The organism is Actinokineospora auranticolor (genome assembly GCF_002934265.1).
Classification (GTDB): Bacteria; Actinomycetota; Actinomycetes; order Mycobacteriales; family Pseudonocardiaceae; genus Actinokineospora; species Actinokineospora auranticolor.
The window spans coordinates 270,754-294,486 of record NZ_PTIX01000010.1 but is presented as its reverse complement, the minus strand read 5'-3'; the positions used below and the strand labels follow the sequence as shown (position 1 = coordinate 294,486).

Annotated in this window: 21 protein-coding genes; 6 read left to right on the top strand and 15 right to left on the bottom strand. The window is 71.4% G+C overall.

From position 1 onward, the window contains the following. The first annotated feature begins 99 nt into the window (after window positions 1-99). The 3 genes from CLV40_RS20215 to CLV40_RS20205 are packed head-to-tail and all read left to right on the top strand — an operon-like array spanning window position 100 to window position 2,512. Entirely contained in the window at window positions 100-351 is a 252-nt protein-coding gene (locus tag CLV40_RS20215) for a hypothetical protein (RefSeq protein ID WP_104480505.1), read from the top strand. Then, a complete protein-coding gene (locus CLV40_RS20210; protein ID WP_342752283.1) occupies window positions 351-1,583 on the top strand; it encodes an MAB_1171c family putative transporter in 1,233 nt (410 codons plus the stop codon). The genes CLV40_RS20215 and CLV40_RS20210 overlap by 1 nt, the downstream gene beginning before the upstream one ends. Window positions 1,584-1,600: 17 nt before the next feature. Further along, window positions 1,601-2,512 (top strand): oxygenase MpaB family protein, encoded by a 912-nt coding sequence (locus CLV40_RS20205; RefSeq protein ID WP_104480503.1) that lies wholly within the window; start codon window positions 1,601-1,603, stop codon window positions 2,510-2,512. 53 nt (window positions 2,513-2,565) lie between these two features. Here CLV40_RS20205 and CLV40_RS20200 read toward each other — a convergent pair whose 3' ends face one another. The 5 genes from CLV40_RS20200 to CLV40_RS20180 are packed head-to-tail and all read right to left on the bottom strand — an operon-like array spanning window position 2,566 to window position 4,248. Continuing rightward, window positions 2,566-2,751, bottom strand: coding sequence for a DUF397 domain-containing protein (locus tag CLV40_RS20200; RefSeq protein WP_104480502.1), 186 nt, complete (start codon window positions 2,749-2,751; stop codon window positions 2,566-2,568). A gap of 14 nt (window positions 2,752-2,765) precedes the next feature. Further along, window positions 2,766-2,951, bottom strand: a complete 186-nt coding sequence (locus tag CLV40_RS20195) for a DUF397 domain-containing protein (RefSeq protein ID WP_104480501.1) — start codon at window positions 2,949-2,951, stop codon at window positions 2,766-2,768. Between the two features lie 13 nt (window positions 2,952-2,964). Then, complete coding sequence (locus CLV40_RS20190; protein WP_104480500.1) at window positions 2,965-3,159, bottom strand: DUF397 domain-containing protein; 195 nt, start codon at window positions 3,157-3,159, stop codon at window positions 2,965-2,967. Window positions 3,160-3,172: 13 nt separating this feature from the next. Next, on the bottom strand, window positions 3,173-3,370 hold the full coding sequence (locus CLV40_RS20185; RefSeq protein ID WP_104480499.1) for a DUF397 domain-containing protein: 198 nt from the start codon (window positions 3,368-3,370) through the stop codon (window positions 3,173-3,175). 23 nt (window positions 3,371-3,393) lie between these two features. Next, window positions 3,394-4,248: a helix-turn-helix domain-containing protein gene (locus tag CLV40_RS20180; RefSeq protein WP_104480498.1), complete on the bottom strand. Its 855-nt coding sequence runs from the start codon at window positions 4,246-4,248 to the stop codon at window positions 3,394-3,396. A gap of 195 nt (window positions 4,249-4,443) precedes the next feature. Here CLV40_RS20180 and CLV40_RS20175 point away from each other — a divergent pair, with 195 nt between their 5' ends. Next, complete coding sequence (locus CLV40_RS20175; RefSeq protein WP_104480497.1) at window positions 4,444-5,310, top strand: helix-turn-helix domain-containing protein; 867 nt, start codon at window positions 4,444-4,446, stop codon at window positions 5,308-5,310. A 42-nt stretch (window positions 5,311-5,352) separates the two neighbouring features. On the opposite strand, the gene CLV40_RS20170 is transcribed toward CLV40_RS20175, so the two are convergent. From CLV40_RS20170 to CLV40_RS20160, 3 genes are all read right to left on the bottom strand, one after another. Next, entirely contained in the window at window positions 5,353-5,985 is a 633-nt protein-coding gene (locus CLV40_RS20170) for a hypothetical protein (RefSeq protein ID WP_146108119.1), read from the bottom strand. A gap of 67 nt (window positions 5,986-6,052) precedes the next feature. Then, window positions 6,053-7,681 (bottom strand): amidohydrolase, encoded by a 1,629-nt coding sequence (locus CLV40_RS20165; protein WP_104480495.1) that lies wholly within the window; start codon window positions 7,679-7,681, stop codon window positions 6,053-6,055. Between the two features lie 195 nt (window positions 7,682-7,876). After that, window positions 7,877-8,560, bottom strand: a complete 684-nt coding sequence (locus tag CLV40_RS20160; RefSeq protein ID WP_104480494.1) for a hypothetical protein — start codon at window positions 8,558-8,560, stop codon at window positions 7,877-7,879. Window positions 8,561-8,946: 386 nt separating this feature from the next. Here CLV40_RS20160 and CLV40_RS20155 point away from each other — a divergent pair, with 386 nt between their 5' ends. After that, window positions 8,947-9,474, top strand: coding sequence for a GNAT family N-acetyltransferase (locus CLV40_RS20155; RefSeq protein ID WP_104480543.1), 528 nt, complete (start codon window positions 8,947-8,949; stop codon window positions 9,472-9,474). Between the two features lie 3 nt (window positions 9,475-9,477). On the opposite strand, the gene dpgC is transcribed toward CLV40_RS20155, so the two are convergent. From dpgC to CLV40_RS20125, 6 genes are read right to left on the bottom strand one after another with little or no spacing between them, the layout of a single operon-like run. Further along, entirely contained in the window at window positions 9,478-10,770 is a 1,293-nt protein-coding gene (gene dpgC, locus CLV40_RS20150) for a (3,5-dihydroxyphenyl)acetyl-CoA 1,2-dioxygenase DpgC (protein WP_104480493.1), read from the bottom strand. Beyond that, window positions 10,767-11,426, bottom strand: a complete 660-nt coding sequence (gene dpgB, locus CLV40_RS20145; protein ID WP_104480492.1) for an enoyl-CoA-hydratase DpgB — start codon at window positions 11,424-11,426, stop codon at window positions 10,767-10,769. The genes dpgC and dpgB overlap by 4 nt, the downstream gene beginning before the upstream one ends. Before the next feature lie 28 nt (window positions 11,427-11,454). Further along, complete coding sequence (gene dpgA / locus CLV40_RS20140) at window positions 11,455-12,576, bottom strand: 3,5-dihydroxyphenylacetyl-CoA synthase DpgA (RefSeq protein ID WP_181043606.1); 1,122 nt, start codon at window positions 12,574-12,576, stop codon at window positions 11,455-11,457. Beyond that, window positions 12,573-19,439 carry a non-ribosomal peptide synthetase gene (locus CLV40_RS20135; protein ID WP_104480491.1) on the bottom strand — a complete coding sequence of 2,289 codons (6,867 nt, stop codon included), beginning with the start codon at window positions 19,437-19,439 and terminating at the stop codon, window positions 12,573-12,575. The genes dpgA and CLV40_RS20135 overlap by 4 nt, the downstream gene beginning before the upstream one ends. Window positions 19,440-19,477: 38 nt before the next feature. Then, window positions 19,478-20,806, bottom strand: coding sequence for an aminotransferase-like domain-containing protein (locus CLV40_RS20130; protein WP_245931411.1), 1,329 nt, complete (start codon window positions 20,804-20,806; stop codon window positions 19,478-19,480). Further along, window positions 20,803-21,015: an MbtH family protein gene (locus CLV40_RS20125; RefSeq protein ID WP_104480490.1), complete on the bottom strand. Its 213-nt coding sequence runs from the start codon at window positions 21,013-21,015 to the stop codon at window positions 20,803-20,805. Before CLV40_RS20125 ends, CLV40_RS20130 begins: the two co-directional genes overlap by 4 nt. Window positions 21,016-21,434: 419 nt before the next feature. Here CLV40_RS20125 and CLV40_RS20120 point away from each other — a divergent pair, with 419 nt between their 5' ends. Beyond that, the gene (locus CLV40_RS20120; protein WP_104480489.1) at window positions 21,435-22,352 is read left to right on the top strand and encodes a helix-turn-helix transcriptional regulator; all 918 of its coding nucleotides are present in this window, start codon (window positions 21,435-21,437) and stop codon (window positions 22,350-22,352) included. Here the strand turns inward: CLV40_RS20120 and CLV40_RS20115 are convergent. Continuing rightward, window positions 22,278-23,615 carry an MFS transporter gene (locus tag CLV40_RS20115; RefSeq protein ID WP_219824035.1) on the bottom strand — a complete coding sequence of 446 codons (1,338 nt, stop codon included), beginning with the start codon at window positions 23,613-23,615 and terminating at the stop codon, window positions 22,278-22,280. The genes CLV40_RS20120 and CLV40_RS20115 overlap by 75 nt on opposite strands. Between the last annotated feature and the right edge of the window lie 118 nt (window positions 23,616-23,733).

The following is a 23,733-nucleotide window of genomic DNA, read 5'->3' as shown; positions in this document are numbered from 1 at the left end:
GGGGTGCCGCGGCACCTCCGGGGTCGGGTGGTCGCGGCCTGCGGGCTCGAAGGTGTCTCGGCGCTTGCTCGTGGCGTTCGATGCCACGGTGGGGTTGTCGTGAGGTACACGGTGCTGGTGGTGATGGGGCGCCGCGGAGCTTCCGGTGTGGTGGAGCCGCTGCGACGGCTGGGACCCGAGAGCCTGGGGGTGTTTCGGCGTTTCGCCCTGGTGTTCGGTGCCGGGGGCGTTGTGATGTGCACGGTGATGACGTGCCTTAGCGCCTTCGGTGTGGTGGAGCCGTCGTTGTTGTTGGGGCGCGGGGGCTTGGTGGTGCGTCGGCGCTTCGGTGCGGAACCGGGGGTGTCGTGATGTATACGGCGCTGTCCGTCTTGGCGCTGGTTGTGGCGTTGCTCGCGGTGATGAGTCGTGTTCGTCGGCATGTTCGCACGGCTGATCGGCCGGCGCGGCGGGCGAACGCGTTGGCGTGTGTGGCGTTGGCGTTGGCGTTGACCCTGCAACTCGGTCCACCGCGGCGGTGGCTCGATGGGATCGCCGGGTTCAACCTGAGTTGGCCGACGCAGCACACGCTGGTGATTCTTGCGGCTTGGTTGGTTCAGACCTTCTTTCTGTACTCCTTCACCGGTGATCGCGATGAGGCCGCGCGGGGGACCGCGCGGCGGGCGATCCTGCCGATTGTCACTATCGCGGTGATCCTGGTGCTGTTCCACCTCGCGCCCGGTGCGCCGGACTTCGTGTACGGGCCTGCCGGGCGGACGGAGGCCGGTGGGGCGGGGGATCCGGTCGCGGCGTGGGCGTTCATCGCGTACAGCCTCTACCTGGGGCTTGCGCTCGCCGAGATCGCGCGGCTGTCGATTCGGTGGTCCGGCAAGGCGGGGGTGTTGCCGCGGCTGCGGCTCGCGTTGCGGCTCAACACCGCCGGGGACGCGGTGGGGCTGCTGTACTGCGCGAACAAACTGGTTTTCCAGATCGCGCTGCTGTGCGGGGTGGTGCCGCCGTGGCCGGAGGCGATGATCGGCAACGTCGCCGCGCCGCTCGCGTGTGCGCTGTGCCTGGCCGGGGTGTCGATGGCCACGATCAAGTCGACGGCGTTGACCACCCCCGCCCGCGCGGTCGCCGAGTGGCAGCGGGCGGCGATTGGAGTGCGCGCGTTGCGTCCACTGTGGACTGAGGTGCGGCGGCACATGCCCGAGCACCGGCGGGCTTCCGGGTTGTCGTCGTTGCGGGAGTGGGTGCCGGTGGTCAACCCGGCGAAGTTGTTGTACCGCGGCGTGATCGACATCTGGGATGCTTATCGGACGTTGCGGCCGCTGGTGCCGGAGGACCGGTTGCGGGACCTGGAAGCCGACGCGCGCGGCCGCGGGCTCGACGACGGCGCGGTCGTGGCGGTGCTGGACGCGGCGGTGTTCGCGTTCGGGCTGCCCGCGCACAGCCGCGCGGAATCCACGGACGCGACGTCCGACCTCGTCGCCACCTCGGCGGACCTCGCCCCCGACCTGTCGAGCGACCTGGTCCGCTGGCGCGCGGCGGCCCGCGCGTTCAGCCGGTCCCCGCTGCTCGCCCCGCACCGCGCCCACCTGTGAGAACCCGGAGTCCGTTGATGCGTCGCGTTGTCCGTACCGGCAGCCGTTTCCTGGGGCGGCTGGACGAGTCCCGGTTGACCCACCTGGCGACGATCCGGGGGCTGGACCCGGTGGCGGACAACGCGGCCATCCACCGGCTGACGACGCTGTTCGAGTTCCCGTTCGAGTGGCAGGTGTCGTTGCAGCTGGCGTTCTTCCGGACGTACGGGGTGCCGAGCATCGGCGGGCTGCTGGGGCGGACCGGTCACATCGTCGCGGACCCGGTGGCGCGCGCGGAGGACACGGGGCTGATGATCGCGGAGATGGTCGAGCACGGGTTGGACGATCCGCGTGCCCGGCACGTGCTGCGGTCCATGAACAAGATGCACCGCCGGTGGGAGATCTCCAACGACGATTACGTGTATGTGTTGGGGTCGCTGCTGATCGTGCCGCTGCGGCACATCGAGCGGTACGGGTGGCGACCGCTGGACCCGGCGGAGCGCGAGGCGGCCTACCACTTCTGGCGGGAGGTGGGGGAGCACATGGCGATCAAGGAGATCCCGGGGAGCCTGGCGGAGTTCGAGGATTGGTTCGACGCGTACGAGGCCGAGCACTTCGCGCCGACGCCCGCGGCCGCGCGCTTGATCGGGGCGTCGAGTCAGTTGATCGTGGACCGGTTCCCGAGCTGGGCGGCGCCGCTGGCCCGGCAGATGCTGCCGTCCCTGATGGACCCCCCGATGCGGCGGGCTCTGGGGGTGGCGACGCCGCCTCGGCTGGCGGCGTTCGCGGTGCGCCGGGGATTGCGTTTGCGGGCTCGCGTGGTGGCGACGATGTCGCCGCGCGCGGAGTCGTCGTTCACGCCGGGTGGGGAGATGAAGTCGCATCCGACGGGGTACAAGCTGGAGGACCTGGGTGCCAGGCCGTCAGCGGAGGCGACGGTGGGGGAGTAGGGACGAGGAAGCCCGTCCTCGGGTGGAGCTTCGAGGACGGGCTTCTCCCGGGTTCACCGGCCGTGCTTGACGGCGCTGAGGAAGGTCCGCCACTCGCCACGGGCGAAGTGGAGGGTGCCGCCGGCGGGGTTCTTGGAGTCGCGGAAGGCGGTGCCGGTCCTGTGGTGGGCCGCTTCGCAGCACGCGCCGTTGCCGCTGGAGAAGCTGCTCTTGATCCAGTGGAGCTTGGGGATGTCCATGCTTTGCCTCCTGGTCAGGTGAGCTTGACGCCGTTGAGGAAGGCCCGCCATTCGTTGCGGGTGAAGGTGACGGCGCCGCCTCCGGGGTTTTTGGAGTCCCGGAGGGCGGTGCCGCCGTTGGCGAGGTGGGCTGCTTCGCAGCACTGGCCGTTGGCGCTGGAGAAGCTGCTTTTGATCCAGTTGAGCTGGGTGGTGCCCATCTGCGCCTCCTGGTCAGTTGAACTTGTCGAGCTTGACTCCGTTGATGAAGGTCTTCCACTCGCCGCGGGTGAAGGCGATGGTGCCGCCTCCGGGGTTTTTGGAGTCCCGGAGGGCGGTGCCGCCGTTGGCGAGGTGGGCTGCTTCGCAGCACTGGCCGTTGCCGCTGGAGTAGCTGCTTTTGATCCAGTTGAGCTGGGTGGTGCCCATCTGCGCCTCCTGGTCAGTTGAACTTGTCGAGCTTGACTCCGTTGATGAAGGTCTTCCAGTTGCCGTGGGTGAAGATGACGGTGCCGCCGTTGGGGTTTTTGGAGTCGCGGAAGGCGGTGCCGTTGTTGAGGTGTGCTGCCTCGCAGCACTGGCCGCTGCCGGAGAAGCTGCTCTTGACCCAGTTCAATGTCGAGGTGTCGATCTTTTCCACAGTGTCCTATCCTTCTTCTCGGCCTAGCCCTGGGCTTCCTCGATGAGCAGCGACACCGATTCCTTGGGACTCAGCGCCATCGCCACCAAGTGGTCGAAGATGGAGCGGTAGCGGCTGATGTCCGCTTCCGACTCCAGAAAAAGTTCACCGGCCATGCTCTCGATGTAGATGAGGTCGGTGTCCATCGCGTCGGCGAACTCAAGCCGGACGAACTGTCCGGACATGCCTGGGTGGGCACCAGCGCCGAACGGGATGATCTGCAGGGTGATGTTCGGTGCCTTGGCAGCCTTGACCAGGCTCAGGAGCTGCGCCCGCATGACTTCCGGACCGCCGACGTCCCTGTGGAGTGCGGCTTCGTCGATGACAGCCCAAAACTTGAGCGGCTTGTCCTTGGTGAGTACGGCTTGGCGACCCATCCGAGCCCGGACGTGGTTCTCGATCTCTTCGTCGGTCGCGCCTGGAAGGACCCCTGTGATCACGGCGCGGGCGTAGTCCTCACCTTGCAGCAACCCGGGGATGAACGAAGCCTCATAGTTGCGGACGCAGGCCGCCTCGTTCTCGAAGCTGATGTAGGCCGTGTACTCCTCGGGCAAGTCCGAATGGTACGGCTGGAGCCAGCCCTGCTTGCTCGCGTCCTTGAGCAGGTCCACCAGGTAGTCGTGCTCGTCCTTGGGAGCCTCGTACAGGCTGAGCAGAGTCAGCAACGTACGCTTCTGCGGACGGGCCTGGGCCTTCTCGATCCGGTACAGCGTCGTCTTGTTGATCGCCGTCCGCTCGTGGACGGCCTCCCAGCTCAGGTCCGCCTGCGCGCGGAGGCGGCGCAGCTCGGCCGCCAACCGGCGTAGCCGGACGGTGGGAGGCTGCTTCTTCTGCGGCACGGTGTCGATCCTTCCTCACCCCTTCGGTGGGGCCACACCAAGTGTGGCCGGTGGCGTGTCCGGTCCTCAAGCGGGGGGCGAGTGCCACGTTGTCTAACTCAACGGTTGCGTACTCGCCTTCGCGGAGGCATCCTTGCATACAGAGGGCCTGCCGTCCTCTGTGACTGTCCGCCACAGACAAGCCAGGGGTGACCGATGGCCAGGACTCCGAGGGCCGTCGCGCTGGGCCGCGCCCTGCGCCAAGAACGCGAGGCGCGCGGCTTCAGCCTGCGCGAGTTCGCCGGGATGATCAGCCGCGACGAACCGACCCTCTCCCGCTGGGAGACCGGGGACCGGGTCCCGTCCGCCGAGCAGCTGGGGCGGGTCCTGGGCACGCTGGGCGTCGCCGAGGAGCGCTTCTCCGGGATCATGATGCTGGTCCGGGACGCGAAAGCGCCCTCGTGGGTGGCCTTCGACGAGACCGAGCGCCAGTGGCAGCGGCGGGCCTACGTCGACTTCGAGCAGGAGGCTGCGGCGATCACCCTGATCTCCCTGCTGCGCATCCCCGACCTGCTCCAGACCCCCACCACCATCGCCGCCGCCCAGCGGGCGCGCGGGGTGGCCGAGCGGATGATCCCCGAACAGGTCGAGGCCGTGGTCGGCAGGCGCGAACGGCTGACCGTCGGGCACGAGGCGCCCGCGGTCACCGCGTTCATCGGCGACTCCGCCGTCCGCCAGTCGTTCGGGGAGCCCAGGGCCGCGCTCGCGCAGCTGGGGCACCTGGTCGACATGGCGCGGCGGCCGAACGTGAGCCTGCGGATCGTGCCGAGCGGGTTCGACGCGCACCCTGACTTGCACGCCGAGTCGACGCTGCTGGACTGCCGTCAGCTGCGCATCGTGGTCACGGGGTGCCTGCCGTCGCCGGTCTGGGTGCACCGGCCGGAGCACGTGCGCTCGTACCGGGGATTGGCCGACGACCTCACTGCCGCGGCCCTGTCCGAGGTCGACTCCATCGGGTTCATCAGCCACCTGGCGCACTGGCACCGGTCCCGGATCGGGCCGCTGGTGCCCGTGCGGGAGTGACCCGGCCCGCGAAGGCTCGCCGCGGGCCGGATCGGGTGGGTGTCAGGACCGGAGGAGTGGCTCGCCCGAGGTCATGCGGTCGAGCAGGGCCTCGCTGTCGACCTCGCCGTCCTCGAGGACCTCGGGGACCAGCAGCTCGCTGAACGGGACCGGCGAGAGCTCCACCTTCCCCGCTTCGATCGGGTAGTCGCGGTCGTAGCCCATGTGCACGAGGCTGCCCGCGAACGTGCCGCCGATGTGGTCGGGGGTGCTCTCGCTCAGCCAGAGCTGCACGGTGGCGCGCAGGTCGCCCGCGAAGACCAGGTACTTGTCCGAGTACTCGGCGTAGATGACCTCGGCGGTGGTGTGGCCGGTGACGATGATCTTCGAGTCGCACGTGGTGTGCAGGGCCTTGACCTTCAGGTTGCCCAGGACCACCAGGGCCGCCGCGCCGTCGTCGAAGTCGTAGAGGGGGCCGGAGAGGGTCAGGTCACCGTCGACGATGTAGCCGATGTCCCGTTCTTCCTCCCACGGGTGGTCCTCACCGTCGTTCAGGGGGAAGCCGCCGTCGATGTCGGCGCTGCCGGTGTGGAGGACGTACTCGCCCTCGTAGAGGTTCTGCCAGATTTCCTCGGACAGCCCGCGCTCCTCGAACAGCGCGACGGCCTCGTCCCACGTCACAGTCCGCGTACTCACGCGGGGGACAATACGACACAGGTCCGACAGCCCCGCGCGCCTTGCGGGGCGCGCGGGGACCGGTCGGCTAGCGCTGGAAGACCTGCTCGCCCGCGAACCAGGTCTGGGTGACCACCGTCTGGTGGACCTCGGCGATGTCGGTCTCGAAGGGGTTGCGGTCGAGGACGATGAAGTCCGCCGACTTGCCGACCGCCAGCGAACCCGTCACGTCGTCCACGCCCATGGCCTTGGCGCCCGACAGGGTGAACGCCTCGACCGCCTCCGCGAGGGTGATGGCCTGCTCCGCCCACAGCGCGCCCGGGAACTCGCCCGTCGGGTCCTGGCGGGTGACCAGGCCCTGGATGCCCTCCCACGCGTTCGGCGACTCGCTGACCGGCCAGTCCGAACCGCCCGCGACCAGGGCACCGCTGTCGAGCAGCGACCGGTTGGGCTGCATCCGCGCGGAGCGCTCCGCGGGCAGCACGTTCGCGATGGCGCTGGGGATGACGCCCGGCACCCACAGGAACGGCGAGATGTCCGCGGCGACCCCCAACTCGCCGAAGCGGGCCAGGTCGTCGGGGTGCACGAACTGACCGTGCGCCACCTGGAAGCGGGTGTCGGCGAAGCCCTCGCCGCGCAGGGTCCGCACGGCGTCGAGGGTCGCGCGGACCGCGGCGTCGCCGGTGCAGTGGATCTTGGCGCCGAACCCGGCGGCGGCGGCGTCGCGCAGCCAGCCCACGAGCTCGTCGGGCTTCATGGTGGTGGCGCCGTGGAAGCAGGCGCCGTGCGCCTCGTCGGGCAGGTATGGCTCCAGGAAGGCGGCGGTGCGGGTCGGGGGGACGCCGTCGAGGAAGATCTTGATGAACTCGGGGCGGTGGTGGGCGCTGCGGTACTGGGCGCCCAGGGCCATCAGCGGTCGGCCGATCGGGTCGAAACCGAAGATCGGGTCGTTGACCAGCAGCGACGTGACGACCCAGGCGTGCAGGTCACCGGCCTCGTCGAGGGTCTTGAGGGCGTTGAGGATGTCGACGGAGACACCCGCGTCCTGGAACGCGGTGATGCCGAACGAGTGCAGGGTGCCGATGCCGTGCCGGGACGCGGCGGCGTGCTGCTCGACCGTCATCGCGCCGGACTCGCGCACCGCGCGCTCGACCGGCACCCCCGCGGCCTCCAGCAGGACGCCGGTCAGTTCGCCGGTCGCCTGGTCGCGGACGATGACGCCGCCGTCCGGGTCCGGGGTGTCCTTGGTGATGCCCGCCAGCTCCAGCGCGCGGGTGCTGACCCAGCGGTTGTGCCTGCTGTCGTCCATCAGGGCCACCGGGCGGCCACCCGCGGCCTCGTCCAGCGCGCGCCGCGCGGACTCCCGGGAGGTGGTGTCGACCAGCGTCGACGCCCACGCCCCGCCGACCACCCACTCGTCCGGCCCGAGGCGGCTCGCCCACGCGCGGACGGCGGCGAGGATGTCGTCGAAGCCCGCCTCCCCGCCGAAGGTCAACTCGAAGAGCGCGGCCCGACCCGCCAGCGCGTGGTGGTTGTGCACGTCGACCAGACCGGGCATGACGAACGCGCCACCGAGGTCGACGACCCTGGTCGCCTCTTGCGCGTCGTCGTCGAGGGCGACCACGCGGCCGTCCTTGATGGCCACCGACGTGGCCCACGGGCGCGCGGAGTCCACCGTGTACACGGTGGCGTTGGTCAGGATGAGGTCGGCGGCCAAGGGGTCACTCCCGGGTGGTCACAGTGCGGTCAACACGCGGCGGCGCTGAGCGACCGTCCGTGCACGGAAAGTGAGCGGTCTCACTTTCCGTTCCGGCAGTCTTGGCTGCTCCGCGCGTTGGCGGAACGGGGCGGTCGGGGCTCGTGCGGCACCGGACAAGAAGGATGCGCTGTCGACCAACGCAGGGCCAGTCGATCAGGTTTCCGGTCGGAAAGTGGCGCGGAGCCAGCGAGTGAGCCGCCCGGGGTCGCGTTGGGCGAGACAGGCGTTGTCGCAGTGCCCGCGCACGTAGATGGCCTGGCCGGTTCTGATGAGGGCGGTCAGGACCATGCCCGCGTAGCCGACGATCACGAAGTAACCCGCTTGGCCGCGCTTGGTGCCGACGTCGTCGACGGGGAGGGCCCGGATCGTGCCGACGGTGTCGATGTAGACGCGGTCGGTGCGGGCCGTGCTGGAGCGGTGGATGGTCTCGCACTCCGCCGTGAGGGGGAGCGGGGTGCTGAGTGCTTCCGTGCAGCTGACGAGTTCGCCGCGGGCGGGGATGACGTAGATGGGGGTGATGAGGAAGACGCCGCCGACGAAGAAGAAGAGCCAGGTGAACACCATCGCGCCGGTGCCTCGGCCGATCTCGTGGTCGTGGTTGTGGGGGCGCTGGAAGAAGTGGATCGAGCCGAGGGTGCCGAGGACGCAGACGCCGACGAGGCCGGTCCAGAGGAGGACGTCGATGAAGACGCCCGCGGGGCCGTGCAGCCAGGTGTGGTCGGCGTAGGCGATGAAGGCGGTGATGGCGGCGATCAGGGCGGGGAGGACCAGGAGGATGAGGAGGAAGCGGGCGGCGATCCAGGTCCAGGAGCGCCAGGTGATCGGGATCCGCGCCACTCGGCGCCTCCTTGAGGTGTGCCTTCGGGGATCGATGCTAGCGAGCGGGGGTGGTGGGGTGGGGCGGAATGCGGCAAAGCAATGGCGAAGGCACCGAGGCCGCAACAGTGCCGTGCGGTGAAGAACGAACTCGACGAGGTCGAAGCCGCTCTGCCCGGTCTCGGCGAGCTACAGGACGAGGCTCGAAAGGGGCTTCGGGAGCAGAACCGTAGCGCTGATTGGACGACCCGGTTGTTTGGGTGGCTGGGGTACGGAGACAAGCGGGTAGCCGGTCGGATCGCTGACGTGCGTGCCGAGTTGAGGCGGCGGAGAAAAGACCACAACAAGGCTGTCACAAGGCGGGACGACCTCGATCGCCTGTGTCGGGTGGCGATAGGTTGCCCGGCATGAGCGAGCCGAGATCTGTTGCCTGGCCGCCGGTTCCGATCGCGACGGGGCGGCTGTTGTTGCGGGCGTCCGAGGGGCGGGATCGGAAGGTGTTCATCGAGTTGTTCGCGTCGGTGGAGGTGGGGGCCTTCATCGGGGGCGGGCGGTCTCGGGAGGAGCTTGAGGGGGAGGTGCCTCGGGTGCCGGGGCAGCGACCTGGGGTGCTGGTGGTCGAGGTCGCCGGGGTGATGGTCGGGGTGGTCACGCTTGAGCGGCGGGACGTGGAACGGGTCCGGCACGGGGAAGTGGGGGAGTTCGAACTCGGCTACCTGTTCTTGCCTCATGTGTGGGGACATGGGTATGCCACCGAAGCCTGTGCGGCGGCGCTGGAGTGGTTCGGGGGCGCGCTGCCGGGGGAGTCGGTGGTGCTCTGCACGCGGGTGGCCAACGAGCGGTCGATGCGGTTGGCGGCGCGGCTGGGTTTTGTCGAGGTGGCGCGGTTTGAGGAGGTCGGGGCCGAGCAGTGGCTCGGAGTGCGGGGCGGGTAGGGGTCAGGGGTTTCGGCCCGCGGTGGTGAAGCGGCTGACTTTGGTGAGGACGTCCTGGCTGTAGATGCGGAGTGCTTGTTGTAGGGCGAATTCGGCTGCGTAGTGGCGGAAGGTGTCTTGGGGTTCTTCGGCCAGGTTGAGCATTTTGCGGTTGGTGAGCACGGCGGCGTTGTCCAGGCGGTTGGCGGCTTCCGCGACGGTGGTGTCCATGTGGTCTGGGGGGACTACCTCGTCGAAGAGGAGACTCGCCTCCGGGTCGGTGGCGTGGATGGTTCGGCCCCACAACAGGATCTGCCTGGCCACGCGGGCGCCGACCGAGCGGGTCAGGCGGAGGTTGGCCATGCCGGGGACGATGCCCTCCTGGGCCGCCGGGAGGCAGTAGTAGGAGTCCGAGGCGGCGATCACGCGGTCGAAGGTGTGGAGCAGTTGGGCGCCGCCGCCGATGGCGAAGGTGTCTACGGCTGCGAGCCACGGCTTTTCGACGGTGGGGGAGCGCCAGTCGGTGTCGGTTGTGGTGCCTCGGAGGATCTTGCTGATGTAGCCCAGTTCCCGGCGGAGTAGGAAGTCGACCAGGGAGATGTCGCCTGCGTGTAGGCGTTTCAGGTTTATGCCGGAGCTGAAGACCCGTTTGTTCTTGTAGCGGGGGTGGGTCATGTGGCCGCCGCGGACTGCGGCTACGTGGGTGGTGGGGTCCAGGAGGGCTAGGTCGACCGCGGTTTCCATGTCGTCGACCTGTTGGCAGTCTTCGGCGTTGAGGCAGTCTTCGCGGATGAGGGTCAGGTGGGTGATGCCGTCTTGGCGGGATAGGTGGACAGAGTGTAGGCGTAGGTCGCCGGTGGCTTGGAACGTGTCTAAAAGGGACAGTGAGCGTGGGGTGGGGCGGAGCATGGACTCCAGGAGGTGGGGGCCTGAGGTGGGAGAGCGCAGTACGGCGCGTAGGAGGATGGCCTGGTCGATTTCGAAGCCCTCTTTGTCGGCTTGTACGCGGCCGGATTCGAGGGTGAAGAGGTGGGGGCTGGGGAGGATGCCGGGGTAGGCGGTGGTGATTGATTCCAGGAGGTCGGGTAGGCGCAGGGGGAGGCGGTGGTTGTCGGTGACCGCGTTGTAGATGGTGTCGACGTGGGATGAGAGGTAGTGGGAGCGGGCAGCGCGGAGGGTTTGGTGGATGGCCGCGGCGGTGGCGCGGTCGTCCGGGCCTCGGTCTGCGGGCTCGGGTAGGGAGAGGAGCTGCTGTTCGGAAGTGCGGGCCAGAGCGGAGAGGGTGGACAAGGAGGGGAGGTCGGGGAAGAGGGTCATGCGGCGCCGCCGCGGAGGACGCGGTCGCAGGCGGCCAGGTGCCTGCCTAGGGCGTCTTCGAAGGTGGTTGTGGTGGCCTCCAGGAGGAGTTGGCGGCGGACTGCCACGTCTGAGGCGGGAGTGGGGGTGAAGGTGTTGGCCAGGTGGGTGGCCGCGTCCAGGGACGGGGCGAGTTGGTCCAGCAGGCCGAGTTCTACGGCGGTTGAGGCGGTGACCGGGACGTCGAACAGGACGGCGCGGCGGACTCGGGCTACGCCTACCTGGTTGGCGAGCCGGTACAAGGCCATGCCCGGCCAGGCCGCGGACGGGCCGCTGCCCGAGGGGAGGCGGAGGGTGACGTCGGGGGTGCCGATGCGGTAATCGGTGGTCAGTAGGGCCTCCAAGGCCACACCGCCGCATTCGTCGTGGACGGTGGCGACTGTGGTGGCTGAGAGGCGTTCAAGCCTGCGTAGGGCGCGTTCCCACTTGTTGACCAGGGCGATGTCCAGTGGTGCCTGCTCGGTGGTGGCGCCGCCGGTCAGGTGAAGGACGGCGACGGCCGCTTGGGTGTCCTCCACCCGGTCGGCGAAGGCGTGCAGGTCGGCTACCAGGTCGCGGCTCGGCGGGCGGGTGCCGTCGATGGTCAGGTGCGGCGTGGTCGTGGTGTCGGTGCTCATGGGGTCCTTCGCGTGTTGGGAGGGGGTGTTACCAGCGGACCAGCGCGGTCTCGATGGTGGAGCCAGGGCCCATGGTCATCAGGACACCGAGTTCACCGGGGCGGACGGCGCCCTCGTCGCACAGCCGCTCGTAGGAGAACAGGAACGAACCGCTGGAGAGGTTGCCGTAGTCGCGCAGGACGCCGGTGGTGTGGCGGACGTCGTGTTGGGTCAGGCCAAGGTTGATCCGCACCGAGTCGATGACCTTCTTACCGCCGGAGTGCACCAGCCAGTGCGCGATGTCGGCCCGGCGCAGGCCGGTGCCCGCAAGGAGTTTCGACACCACCAGGTCCGCGTGGGCGCCGACCACGTAGGGCACCTCGGGGTCGAGGAAGAAGCTGAAGCGGCCCGCGTCGTCGTCCCAGTCGTAGCGCATCGCGTCTACGGCTTCGGGGATGATGCAGCTCGCGTACTTGAGGACCGATGGACCTGGGCGGTCGCGGGGGTCGGCGGCGACGACCGCGACGGCGCTCGACCCGTCGCCGAACAGGCTGTTGACCACCGAGGTGCGCATGGTTCCGTCGAACACGTACGCCGCCGAGCAAGCCTCCGCGCACACCATCACCGCCAGTCGGCCCGGGTGGGCCAGCGCCCAGCCGGTGACGGCGTTGAGGCTGTTGAGGCCCGCGTTGCAGCCCATGCCGACGACGTCCAGGCGGCTGGTGTGGCGGTCCAGGCCCAGTTCGCGGATCAGCAGGGCGCTGAAGCCCGGGGTGAGGAAGCCGGTGGACGTCACGCAGCACAGGTAGCCGATGTCGGCCAGGTCCGCGCCCGCGCTCTTGAGGCACGCCTCGACCGCGCGTCGCCCCATCTCGACGCCTTGACGCTTGTGCTTGGCCAGAAGCGCGCCCTGCTCCTCCAACAAGCGGGAGCCGTCCTGGGCTTCCGGGGGCAGGGTGAGGAATCGGCGTTCGATGGCGCTGTTGAGGAACACCGACCGCACGCGGGGATCGGAGATGCCGAAGATGTCCAGCAGGTCCCGCTGCGAGTACGACGTCGGCGGGGTGGCGGTGCCGATCCCGACGAGCCGGGCGGGTGGTGTCGCCGTGCGCGGGCCCGCCGCGTCGGGGCGGAGCGCGCCGGGGTGCGGCAGGTCGATCAACGCGGTCATCGGGTCACCTGGCCTTCTGCGGGAGCGAACACGTCAGCGATCTTCCGGTGGACGAGCGCGCCGATCTCGTGCACGGCCGGGGCGCGCAGCATCTCCAGGTGGCCCGCGCTGACCGCGCGGACGTCCGGTTCGGTGGTGACCGAGCGCCACTGGTCGGACGCGCGGGCCTCGGCCTTGGCGTCGAGGAACAGCACGGGTGCCTGCACGACGGCCGGGACGTGCGCGATCTGCGCCCGCGCGTTGGCCATCGCGACCCGGACCAGCGCGCCGATCTCCGCCTCGCGAAGAGTCGCCAATGGACTGTCTGCATCGGACAGCAGGCGGCGGAGCGCGGAACCGTCGAACTCGCTGCCCGGTGGCGGGACCAGTCCGTCCAGCGCGGAGGGCAGCACGTCCGCTGCCGTGCGCTCGCCCGCCGGGTCCGGTCCGTGGAAGGAGTCCAGCATGACCAGCAGCGCGGTCCCCGGCAGCCGCGCGGCCACCTCGTGCGCCACGGTCCCGCCGAACGACCAGCCCACCAGCACGCACGGCCCGTCGCCGCACAGCTCGCGCACCCGCGCCGCGTACTCCGCCGCCAGCTCGCGCACCGACCGCTCCGGCACGTCACCGCGCAGCCTGCGGTCTTGCAGCGCGAACACCGGGTGCCCGCTCGGCAACCGGCGCACCAGCGACGACCACGCCCAGCCGAGCCCGTTGACCGCGGGCAGCAGGACGATCGGCGGCCGGTCGCCGTGCGCGCGGTAGGTCAGCACGTCGGCCAGCTCGTCCGCCCCGGCGGAGGTCACCGCGAGCTGGAACCGGGCGACCGTGGGGTTCTGGAACAGCGTCTGCACCGTCGCCCGTGTGCCCAGGGTCGCGTTGACCCGGCTCGTGAGCCGCACCGCCGACAGCGAGTGGCCGCCGTGGTCGAAGAAGTTGTCGTCGACGCTCACCGACTCCACGCCGAGCACCTCGGCGAAGAGTCCACACAGGACGTGCTCGCGCGGGGTCCGCGGCGGGCGCCCGATGGACGCCCTGGTCGGTGCGGGCAGCAGTCGGACGTCCAGTTTCCCGTTGGACGTCAACGGAAGCGAGGGAAGCGGCACGATCGCGACGGGCACCATGTAGCCGGGCAGGGTGGCCGCCGCGTGCTCGCGCACCTCGTCCGGATCGAGGGACGCCTCCGGCTCGGGCACGACGTAGCCGACGATCCGCTGGTCACCCGGCACGTCCTCGCGCACCACCACGGCCGCGTGCGCGACCGCCGGGTGCCGCCCCAGCACCGACTCGATCTCGCCCGGCTCGATCCGGATGCCGCGCACCTTCACCTGGTCGTCGGTGCGCCCGCCGAACTCCAGCAGCCCCGCCCGGTTCCACCGCGCCATGTCCCCGGACCGGTACATCCGCGCACCCGGCGCGCCGAACGGGTCCGCCACGAACCGGCCGGAGGTCAGCCCCGGCCGCCCGAGGTAGCCGCGCGTCACCAGGTCACCGCCGATGTACAGCTCGCCGAGCACCCCGGTCGGCGTCGGTCGCAGTGCCCGGTCGAGCACGTAGAACCGCGTGTTCCACGCCGCCCGCCCCAGCGGCAGCACCCCGTCCGGCACGACGTCACCCGGCGAGATCCGGTACTCCGCGCAGCCCACGGTCGTCTCCGTCGGCCCGTACTCGTTCACCACGGTCACGCCCGGGTGCGCGCTCAGCCACCGCCGCAGCGGCTCGCCCAGCAGCGACTCACCGCCCAGCACCAGCAGCTCCGACGGCGAGAACTCCGGCGGCAGCGCGGACAGCAGCTCCAGGTGCGTCGGCGTGCCCTTCACGAACGTCGGCCGCGCCGCCGGATCGAGCGTCGCGTCGTCCGACAGCCGGGCCAGGTGGACGAGACCACCCGAGGTCAGCGGCCCGAACAGGCCGGTGACGGTCAGGTCGAAGGTCACCGGGGAGTGCAGCAGCACCCGCCCGGCCACCGCCGGGTACCGGTCGCGGGCCCACGCCAGGTACAGCGCGACCGACCGGTGCTCGACCACCACACCCTTCGGTCGGCCGGTGGACCCCGAGGTGAACAGCACATAGGCGGTGTTCGCCGGGGTCAGCGGCGCGCGCCGCTCGTCGTCGGCGACGTCCACCGACGAGTACCGGGCGGACACCTCGACGTCCACCGCGGTCAGCGTCGCCACCGGGCACGCCTCGGCCACCACCGCCGCGATCCGGTCCGCCGGGTGCGCCGGGTCCACCGGCAGGTACGCGGCCCCCGACTTCAGCACCGCCAGCACCGCGACCACCACGTCCGCCGACCGGGGCAGCGCCACCACCACGATCGACTCCGGCCCCGCGCCCAGCCCGATCAGGTGCCGGGCCAGTCGGTTCGCGCGCGCGTTCAGCTCGGCGTAGGTCAGCACCACGCCGTCGCACTCCACCGCCACCGCGTCCGGCACCCGCGCGACCTGCCGCTCGAACAGCGCCGTCAGCGTCTCCGGCGCCACCTCGCGGTCGGTCGCGTTCCACGTCCGCAGCACGTCCTCGCGCTCGGCCGCGCTCATCAGGTCGATCCCGGACACCGGCCGGTCCGGGTCGGTCAGCGCGGCTTCGAGCAGCCGGGCCAAGCGGTCGCCGATGACCTGGGCGGTCTCGGGTTCGAACAGGTCGGTGGCGTACTCGATGGCCACACCGAGCCCGTCCGGGCGCTGGGCGACGGCGAAGGACAGGTCGAACTTCGCCGTGGCCGTGCCGGAGGTCAGGTCGGTGACGTCGAGGTCGCCCAGCCGGAGCTCGTCGGACTCCGCGCCGCCGACCGAGAGCAGCACCTGGAACAGCGGGTGGTGCGCCAGCGACCGGGCCGGGTTCAGCTCCTCGACCAGCCGGTCGAACGGCACGTCCTGGTGCGCGTACCCGGCCAGGTCGGCCTCCCGCACCCGGTCCAGCACCTGCCGGAACGTCGGGTCGCCGGTGACGTCCACCGGCAGCACCAGCGTGTTGACGAAGAACCCGATCACCTCGTCCAACGCCTGGTCGCCGCGCCCCGCGACGGCCGTGCCGACCGGGATCCGGTCGCCGCCGCCCAGCCGCGACAGCAGCACGCCGACCGCCGCGTGCAGCACCATGAACACCGTGGCCCCGCTCTCGTGGGCGAGCGCGCGGACCCGGTCGTGCACCGACCGGTCGAGGTCGAGGTCGACGACCGCGCCGCGGTTCGAGGCGATCGCGGGCCGCGGCCGGTCGGTGGGCAGCACCAGCAACTCCGGCAGGTCCGCCAGCGCCTCGCGCCAGAACCGCAGTTGCGCGCCGAGCACGCTGTCGGGGTCGCGGTCGTCGCCGAGCACTTCCCGTTGCCACAGCGCGTAATCCGCGTACTGGACCGGCGGCGCGGGCAGCTCGGGGGCGGTGCCGTCGCGGCGGGCGCGGTAGGCGGCGTCGAGGTCACGGGCGAAGACGTCCATCGACCAGCCGTCCACGGCGATGTGGTGCAGCACCAGGACGAGCGTCGCCTCGCCGTCGCCGAGTACGACCTCGGCGTGGATCGGCAGGTCGCGGGCCAGGTCGAAGTGGTGGGTGGTGTCGACGGACTCGACGACGCCGACCGTGACGCGAGCCGCCTCGACGGGCAGCACGAGTTGGTACGGCTCGCCGTCGTGCTCCGGGAAGACCGTGCGCAGCGACTCGTGGCGCGCGACGACGTCGGTCAGCGCGGCGGACAGCGCGTCGACGGACAGGTCGCCGCGGACCCGCAGAACCGTTGGCAGCGTGTAGGTCGCGGTGTCCTCGCCGATCGCGTCGAGGAACCACAGCCGCCGCTGCGCCGCGGTCAGCGGCAGCCGCTCAGGTCGTGGTCGCGCGACGAGCGGCACGACCGGGCCGTTCGCGGTGGCCAGGAACCGGTCCAGGTCGGCCGGGGACGGGTGGCGGAACACCGAGCGCAGGTCGACCGAGATGCCCAGCGCCGCGCGGATCCGGTTGACCAGCCGCGTCGCCAGCAGCGAGTGGCCGCCCAGGTCGAAGAAGCTGTCCGCGGCGCCGACCTCGGGCAGCCCCAGCACGTCCGCGAACACCCCGCACAGCACCTCTTCGCGCGGGCTGCGCGCCCGGTGCTCGAAGCCGGTGGCCTGCGGCGCGGGTAGGGCCTTGCGGTCGAGCTTGCCGTTGCTGGTGACCGGCCAGTCGGCCAAGCGCACCACGACCGCCGGGACCAGGTGCCGGGGCAGTCGCTCGGCGAGGGCCCGGCGCGCGGACTCGGGGTCGACCGGGCCGCTGACGTACCCGACCAGGCGGCGCTCGCCCGGCCGGTCCTCGCGCACCACGACCGCCGTGCGCTCGACCCCCGGCACCGCGGCCAGCGCCGCGGTGACCTCGGCTGGCTCGATGCGGAACCCGCGGATCTTGACCTGGTCGTCGGCGCGGCCCAGGTAGCGCAGCGAACCGTCCGGCAGCCAGCGCACCAGGTCACCGGTGCGGTAGCAGCGGGAGCCGGGCGGGCCGGACGGGTCGGCGACGAACCGCGACGCGGTCTCGGCCTGCCTGCCCAGGTACCCCACGGCCACACCCGCGCCGCCGACGTACAGCTCGCCGACCGCGCCGGGCGGCACGGGCCGCAGCGCGCTGTCGAGCACGCGCAGCGTGTAGTTGGTGATCGGGCCGCCGATGACCGCGACCGGTCCGGCGACCCGGGCCATGGTCGCGTCCACGGCGGTCTCGGTGGGGCCGTAGGTGTTGAGGCACAGGAAGTCCTGCGCGCCGAGCAGCGCCCACAGGTCGTCCTCGACCGCCTCGCCGCCGACGTCGAGGAACGCCGGGGTGTAGCCGCCGTCGAGCAGACCCACCTCCACGAGGCCGCGCGCGAAGGACGGTGTCGTGGACACGATGTCGAAGCGGGCGTCGCGGATTCGGCGCAGCAGCGCGGTCGGGTCGCGGCGGGTGTCGTCGTCGACGACGTGCAGCTCGTGGCCCACCGCCATCCACACCACCGGGTCCAGCGAGGCGTCGAAGGTCAGGCTCGCGGTCAGGCCGATCCGCAGCGGCGGCGCGCCGCCCACCAGCGGCAGGGTGTCGATGGCGTGGTGGTGCCCCAGGTTCGCCAATGCCTTGTGCTGCACCAGGACACCCTTGGGGCGGCCGGTCGAACCGGAGGTGTAGATCAGGTACGCGATGTCGTCCGGCCGGGGCGCGGGTAAGCGCTCCACAGTGGACTCAGCGAGGTGGCGGACGTCCCCGTCCCGCACGACGAGCACGGCGCCGCTGTCGGCCATGAGCGCGCGGATGCGCTCGGGCGGCTCGGTGGGATCGATCGTCAGGTGCACGGCCCGCGCCTTGAACACCCCGAACACGGCGACGATCGAGGCGACCGAGCGGGTCAGCGCGCTCGCCACGACCTCCCCGGGACGCACGCCCGCGCGCACCAGGCCCGCGGCGAACCGGTTGGCGCGGTCGTCGAGTTCGGCGCGGGTGAGCGTGGTGGTCCCGTCGGTCACCGCGACGGCGTCCGGCGCCTCGGCGACAGCCGCCGCGAACGTGTCGAGGATGGTCCCCGGTCCGGGGTCCACCCGGCCCCGGCCCCAGCGGGCCAGCAGGGCGGACTCGCTGGGGGAGCACAGGTCGAGGTCGTTGATCCGCCTGGTCGGGTCGGCCGAGACCACCGCGAGCACCCGCGCCAGGCGCGCGGCCAGCGACCGGGCGGTGGACTCGTCGAACAGGTCGGCCGCGTACTCGACCACGACGTCCAACCGGTCGGGCAGGTCCATCAGCGTCACGTCGAGGTCGAACTTCGCGACCAGCAGCCCGGTCGGCTCCACCGCGCAGTCCAGCCCCGGCAGCGCGAGCGCGCCCTGCCCGCCGTCTGCCCAGGTCAGCAGCACCTGGAACAGCGGGTGGCGGCCCAGTTCGCGGTCCGGCCGCAGGTCCTCCACCAGGCGGTCGAAGGGCAGGTCCGCGTGCGCGTGCGCGTCGACGGCCCGCCGCCGCGCGCGGCCCAGGAGTTCGGCGAAGGTGGGGTTGCCGGAGGTGTCGGTGCGCAGGACGAGCGTGTTGACGAAGAACCCGACCAGGTCGGCCAAGGCCTCCTCGGGACGTCCGGCGACGACCGTGCCGAGCGCGATGTCGGTGCCCGCGCCCAGCCGGGTCATGGTCGCGGCGAGAGCGGCCTGCGCGACCATGAACGGCGTGGCGGAAAGCCCGCGCGCCAAGGCCTTGACCGCGTCCCGGGTTTCCGCGTCGACCGACACCGTCACCACGCCGCCCCGGTTCGTCGGGGTCGCGGGACGCGAGCGGTCCGACGGGATGGTCACCTCGTCCGGCAGTCCGTCGAGTGTCGTGCGCCAGTAGGCGAGCTGCACCGCGGATTCGCTGTCCGGATCGGACTCCTCGCCCAGCAGATCCCGTTGCCACAGCGTGTAATCCGCGTACTGGACCGGCAGCGGCGCCCACTCCGGTGCCGTGCCCGCGAGCCGCGCGGTGTAGGCGTGCGCCAAGTCCGCCGCGAACGGGCCCATGGACCAGCCGTCGGCGGCGATGTGGTGCAGCACCAGGACGAACCGCGTGTCGTCGCCGCGCACCAGGTGCGCGTGCAGGGGGAGATCGGTGGCGAGGTCGAACAGGTGCGCGCTCTGCCGCGCCACCTCGTCGGCCACCTCCGACTCCGCGCACTCGGTCAACCCGACCGACACCCGCGCCCGCTCGACGGGCAGGATCACCTGCGCGGGCTCGCCGTCGCGCGCCGGGTAGACCGTGCGCAGCGACTCGTGCCGCGCCACCACGTCCGACAGCGCCGCCGCGAGCACGGACCGGTCGAACTCGCCGCGCAACCGCGTCACCACGGGGATGTTGTAGGTCGCGCTCGGCCCCTCCAGCGCGTGCGCGAACCACAACCGGCGTTGCGCCGGGGACAGCGGGTACATCGGCGGCCCTTTCAGCGGTGGGTCTGGTCTCAGGGGTCTCAGGGGGTCTGCGACTGGATGAACGCGGCCAGCCGGTCGAGACCGGTGTCGATCTCCTCGTGGGTCAGGTTGCTGACCGAGAGCCGCAGCTCGGCCACCGGCACGCCGTCGCCGTAGAAGTGGTGCATCGGCGTCCACAGCACCCGGAACGACCGCGCGGACAGCTCCAGCAGCGCGTCGTCGGTGGCGAACGGCACGCGCAGCACCAGGAAGAAGCCGCCGCCCGGGGTGTTCCACGAGACGCCGTGGCCGCCGCCCGGCGGGAACCGCTCGGTCAACCCGGCCAGCGTCCGGCGCAGGTTGCCCCGGTACACCTCGCGTTCGCGGTCGTTGGCCGCGCGCAGGCTGAACCCGTTCGCCAGCAGCTTCCCGCCGATCGCGGCCTGGGCCAGCGGCGAGGTGTTGACCGTGAGCATGCTCTTGAGCCTGCCGAGCTGGTCGGCGAGCAGTTCCGCGCGGCCGTCCGGGGTGCGCACCGGCTGGTCCGCCACGGCGAACCCGACGCGCGCGCCGGGCAGGCCGGTCTTGCCGTACGAGCCGAGGTAGACCACGCGGTGGTCGCGGTCGAGCGACTTCAGCGTCGGCGGCCGGGGTGCGTCGTCGGCGGGGAACAGGCCGTACGGGTTGTCCTCCAGCAGCAGGAAGTCGTGGCGCGCGGCCAACTCCAGCAGCCGCGTGCGGGCCGCGGTGTCGAGGCTGGTTCCGGTCGGGTTGGCGAAGTCGGCCACCAGGTAGAACGCGCGCACCCGCTGCCCGGCCGCCGAAGCCGCGGCCAGCCGCGCTTCCAGGTCGGCGAAGTCGATGCCGCTACCGGACGCGGCCACCGGCAGCACCGCCATGTCCGCGAGCTGCGCGGCGCCGAGCGCGCCCACGTAGCACGGCCGGACGGCGAGCAGCACGTCGTCGGGGGTGCGGCGCAGGGCGCGCAGGCACAGGAACAGCGCCTCCTGGCAGCCCACGGTGACCACGATGGACTCCGGGTCGACGTGGATGTCCTCGTCCGCCGCGAGGTTGCGCGCCACCAGGTCGTGGATGATCCCCTTGGTGCGCCCGTATTGCAGCAGCTGCTGGTTGGCGCGGGCCTGGTCGCCGCCGTACGACTCCACCAGGTGCCTGTGGAACAGGTCCAGGTGCCGGTGCACGTCGTCGAGGTCGAGGAACCGCTCCGTCGGCCGCCCGGCGGCGAACGAGATCGCGCCGGGGTAGCGCAGCGCCACGCCGTTGAGGAAGTCCATCGACTCCGCCAGCGGGTGGCCGAGCGAGGCGTGCAGCTCCGCCTGGCGCAGCTCGGTGGCGGACCCGGTGGCGGACTCGGCTACCCCGGTCACCGCTCGCCCATCGCGCGCACCAGGCTCGCCGGGCGCAGGTCGGTCCAGTTCCGCTCCACGTACGCCAGGCACTCCGCGCGCGTGGTCTCCGCCAGCGCCACGGTCCACCCGGCGGGCACGTCGACGAACGACGGCCACAGCGAGTGCTGGTTCTCGTCGTTCACCAGCACCAGGAAACGGCCGCTCTCGTCGTCAAATGGATTGGTCACGTCGAATGCGCTCCCGTACTCGTGGCATTGCCGGCAATAGGGGTGAACTCGGGGTTGATCGTCCGGCGAAATGCCGGGACCCCGGCGGGTCGAACCCAATTCCCGGCCAGCTTATGAGTCGCCCGCGCGGCCGGGCAAGGTGGTCGCGCTCCCCGGCATTGGCAGCTAGGTGACACGGCCGGTGGCTCGATTGTGTGCCGCGTCGGGGCCCGGCCCGCAGGAAGTGGACAGCGCGGTCGCGGACACCGCTCCCATACCTACGGTGACCAGCCGGTTTCGTTCCGTTCAGCGGAGCGGGTGCGGCCGAACAGCGTCAACTACTCCGTGCTGCTTGTCGGTCACCAATTGGCATGCCATGGTGAGCGACAGCCCGGATGGGGGGCCTGTCGGGCAACCGGTAACAAACGCGGGGGAGTTTCGTGATCAACGCGGTCGGGGCGGCGGTGCCGCAGGCGCGCGCGAGCCGGGATGGCACCGGGGGTGCCACCGCTGGTCAGGGCGAGGGGGTCGACGCGTTCCACGGCGCGCGGCGGCTGCTCATCGAGGCGCTGGAGCTGTCCATGGGGCAGCGCCGGACCGCGGCCGAACCCCGCGACGCCGGTGCCGAACTCCGCGCCGAGCTGCGCGCGCGGCCCGCGGGCACCTCGGTGCTGGTCGCCTGCTCCGCCCAAGCCGAGCTGACCGAACCGCTGGGCATGGACCCGTGCGAGTTCCTGCGCGCCGAGGTGCTCGACCGCGGCCACCGGCTGACGCTGCTGCACCACGACCTGGCCGCGCTCGCCGCGCCCGACCAGCACACCCTCGCCGGTCTGGTGGCCGCGGGCGCCGAGGTCCGGGTCCTGGCCCGCACCCTGCCGCGCGCGGTGCTGGTCGGTGACGACGTGGCGCTGCTGCCCGCCGACACCGGCGGCGGCACCCTGGTCCGCACCCCCGAGGTGGTCCGCGCCCTGCGCCAGACCCACGCCACGCTGCGCGACCTCGCCGTCGACTTCACCGAGCTCACCGGCGCGGTGATCGCCCTGGTCGGACCCAGTTCGCTGGCCGACGTGCTGGGCCGCCTGTGCGCCGGGATGAAGGACGAGAGCGCGGCGCGGCAGATGCGCGTGTCCGTGCGCACCTACCGCCGCTACGTGGCCAGCATCCTCAAGTCCCTGAACGTGACCTCGCGGTTCGAGGCCGGGATGCGGCTGTCCGAGATCGGGCTGACCGACCTGGCCCGCAGGCACGCCGCGCGCGCGACCCCCGGTCCCCGAACCGCGGGCTCATGCGGTCTCGGCGGGCCAGGCGGTGCGCCGGAAGACGGGGTTGAGCAGGCCGAAGGCGAACACGAGGGCTAGCGCGCCCGCCAGGCCCACCAGCACGACCCACACCGGCGCCACGTCCAGCAGCAGCCCGACGACCAGCGTGCCCAGCGCCGAACTGGCGCCCCACAGCGTCATCGCCGCCGACGCCACCCGGCCCCGCTGCGCGTCCGGGACCTGCCGGAACAGCACGATGTCGACCAGCACCCGCATCGTCGGCACACCCAGCATCGACAGGAACAGGGCGCTGCCCGCGCCCCACGGGCCCAACGGCAGCGCGAGCACGCACAGCAGCACGGTGAGGAACGCGGCCTGACCGAGCATCAGGACGCCGGGGGCGAGCCGGTTGAGCCTGCCGATCAGCAGCGTGCCCAGCAGGCCGCCGACCGCGAGCCCGGCCGTGGCGATGCCGATCTGCTCGGACGAGACACCCTGCGCGGTCAGGTACACGGCCGTGACCAGCACCAACGGCGCCGACGCCGCGTTCATCGCGGCGGTGAACAGGGTGGTCCGGCGCAGGGTCGCCTGGTTCCACAGCACGGACAGGCCGGTGGCGATGCGGCGCGCGATCGAGCCGCCGTCCGCGGTCGGGGCCGGTTCCGGTTTCGCCGCCGGGGGCACGCGGACCAGCGCCATGCAGACCCCCGCGACGAGCGAGCTGACCGTCGTGACCAGCCACGGGACCACGGCGGCGACGGCGAAGAGCGCGCCACCCAGCGGCGGGCCGACCAGGGACGCGCCGCTGACCCGGGCCTCCTCCTGGGTGAGCGCGGCGGTGAGCTGCTCGGACGGCACGAGCGCGCGGATCATCAGCATCCGGGCGGTCGCGCTGAACGGCCGCATCGAGCCCATGACCACCGCGACGACCAGCAGGTGCGGCAGCGTCAGCGCGTCCAGGGCGAGGGCGACCACCACGCTGGCCGCGCCGACCGCGCGCCCCACCTCGACCAGGATCAGCACCACGCGCCGGTCGTGCCGGTCGACCAGCTCGCCCGCGGGCAGGCCGAGCACCAGCCCCGCGATCATCTCCACCGACGCGACCGCGCCCGCCGCGCCCGGCGACCCGGTGACCATCAGGACGACCAGCGGGAACACCAGGGCGGCGACCTCCAACCCGAGGATGGAGAACGCCGCGCCGGTCCACAACAGTTGGAATGGCCCGTTCCGGCGCAGCGGCACGGCGGTCGCCGGTCCGGAGTCGTCACGGACCGTGTCGGCTCGGGTGGGGCTGCTCCGACCGGGGTCATCACGGCCGGGGTCGTCGTCACGGAGGTCGGGGTTCACCTCGACGTCGGACACGGGTGTCTCCTCGGTATCGCATTTGCACGCCGTTGTCGCCCACCCGACCACATTCGCGCTGGATAGTGGAGTGCGTGGTTTCGGTCAGTCAGGATCCTGCCGCTGGAATAGGACCGAC

Excerpts from the sequence above, each read along its gene's own strand:
- dpgB (WP_104480492.1), bottom strand. The coding sequence starts at position 11,426 with ATGAGCACCGACACCACGACCACGCCGCACCTGACCATCGACGGCACC.
- CLV40_RS20205 (WP_104480503.1), top strand. The coding sequence starts at position 1,601 with ATGCGTCGCGTTGTCCGTACCGGCAGCCGTTTCCTGGGGCGGCTGGAC.
- CLV40_RS20175 (WP_104480497.1), top strand. The coding sequence starts at position 4,444 with ATGGCCAGGACTCCGAGGGCCGTCGCGCTGGGCCGCGCCCTGCGCCAA.
- CLV40_RS20200 (WP_104480502.1), bottom strand. The coding sequence starts at position 2,751 with ATGGACATCCCCAAGCTCCACTGGATCAAGAGCAGCTTCTCCAGCGGC.
- CLV40_RS20135 (WP_104480491.1), bottom strand. The coding sequence starts at position 19,439 with ATGTACCCGCTGTCCCCGGCGCAACGCCGGTTGTGGTTCGCGCACGCG.
- CLV40_RS20210 (WP_342752283.1), top strand. The coding sequence starts at position 351 with ATGTATACGGCGCTGTCCGTCTTGGCGCTGGTTGTGGCGTTGCTCGCG.
- CLV40_RS20195 (WP_104480501.1), bottom strand. The coding sequence starts at position 2,951 with ATGGGCACCACCCAGCTCAACTGGATCAAAAGCAGCTTCTCCAGCGCC.
- dpgC (WP_104480493.1), bottom strand. The coding sequence starts at position 10,770 with ATGACCCTCTTCCCCGACCTCCCCTCCTTGTCCACCCTCTCCGCTCTG.
- dpgA (WP_181043606.1), bottom strand. The coding sequence starts at position 12,576 with ATGACCGCGTTGATCGACCTGCCGCACCCCGGCGCGCTCCGCCCCGAC.
- CLV40_RS20155 (WP_104480543.1), top strand. The coding sequence starts at position 8,947 with ATGAGCGAGCCGAGATCTGTTGCCTGGCCGCCGGTTCCGATCGCGACG.
- CLV40_RS20190 (WP_104480500.1), bottom strand. The coding sequence starts at position 3,159 with ATGGGCACCACCCAGCTCAACTGGATCAAAAGCAGCTACTCCAGCGGC.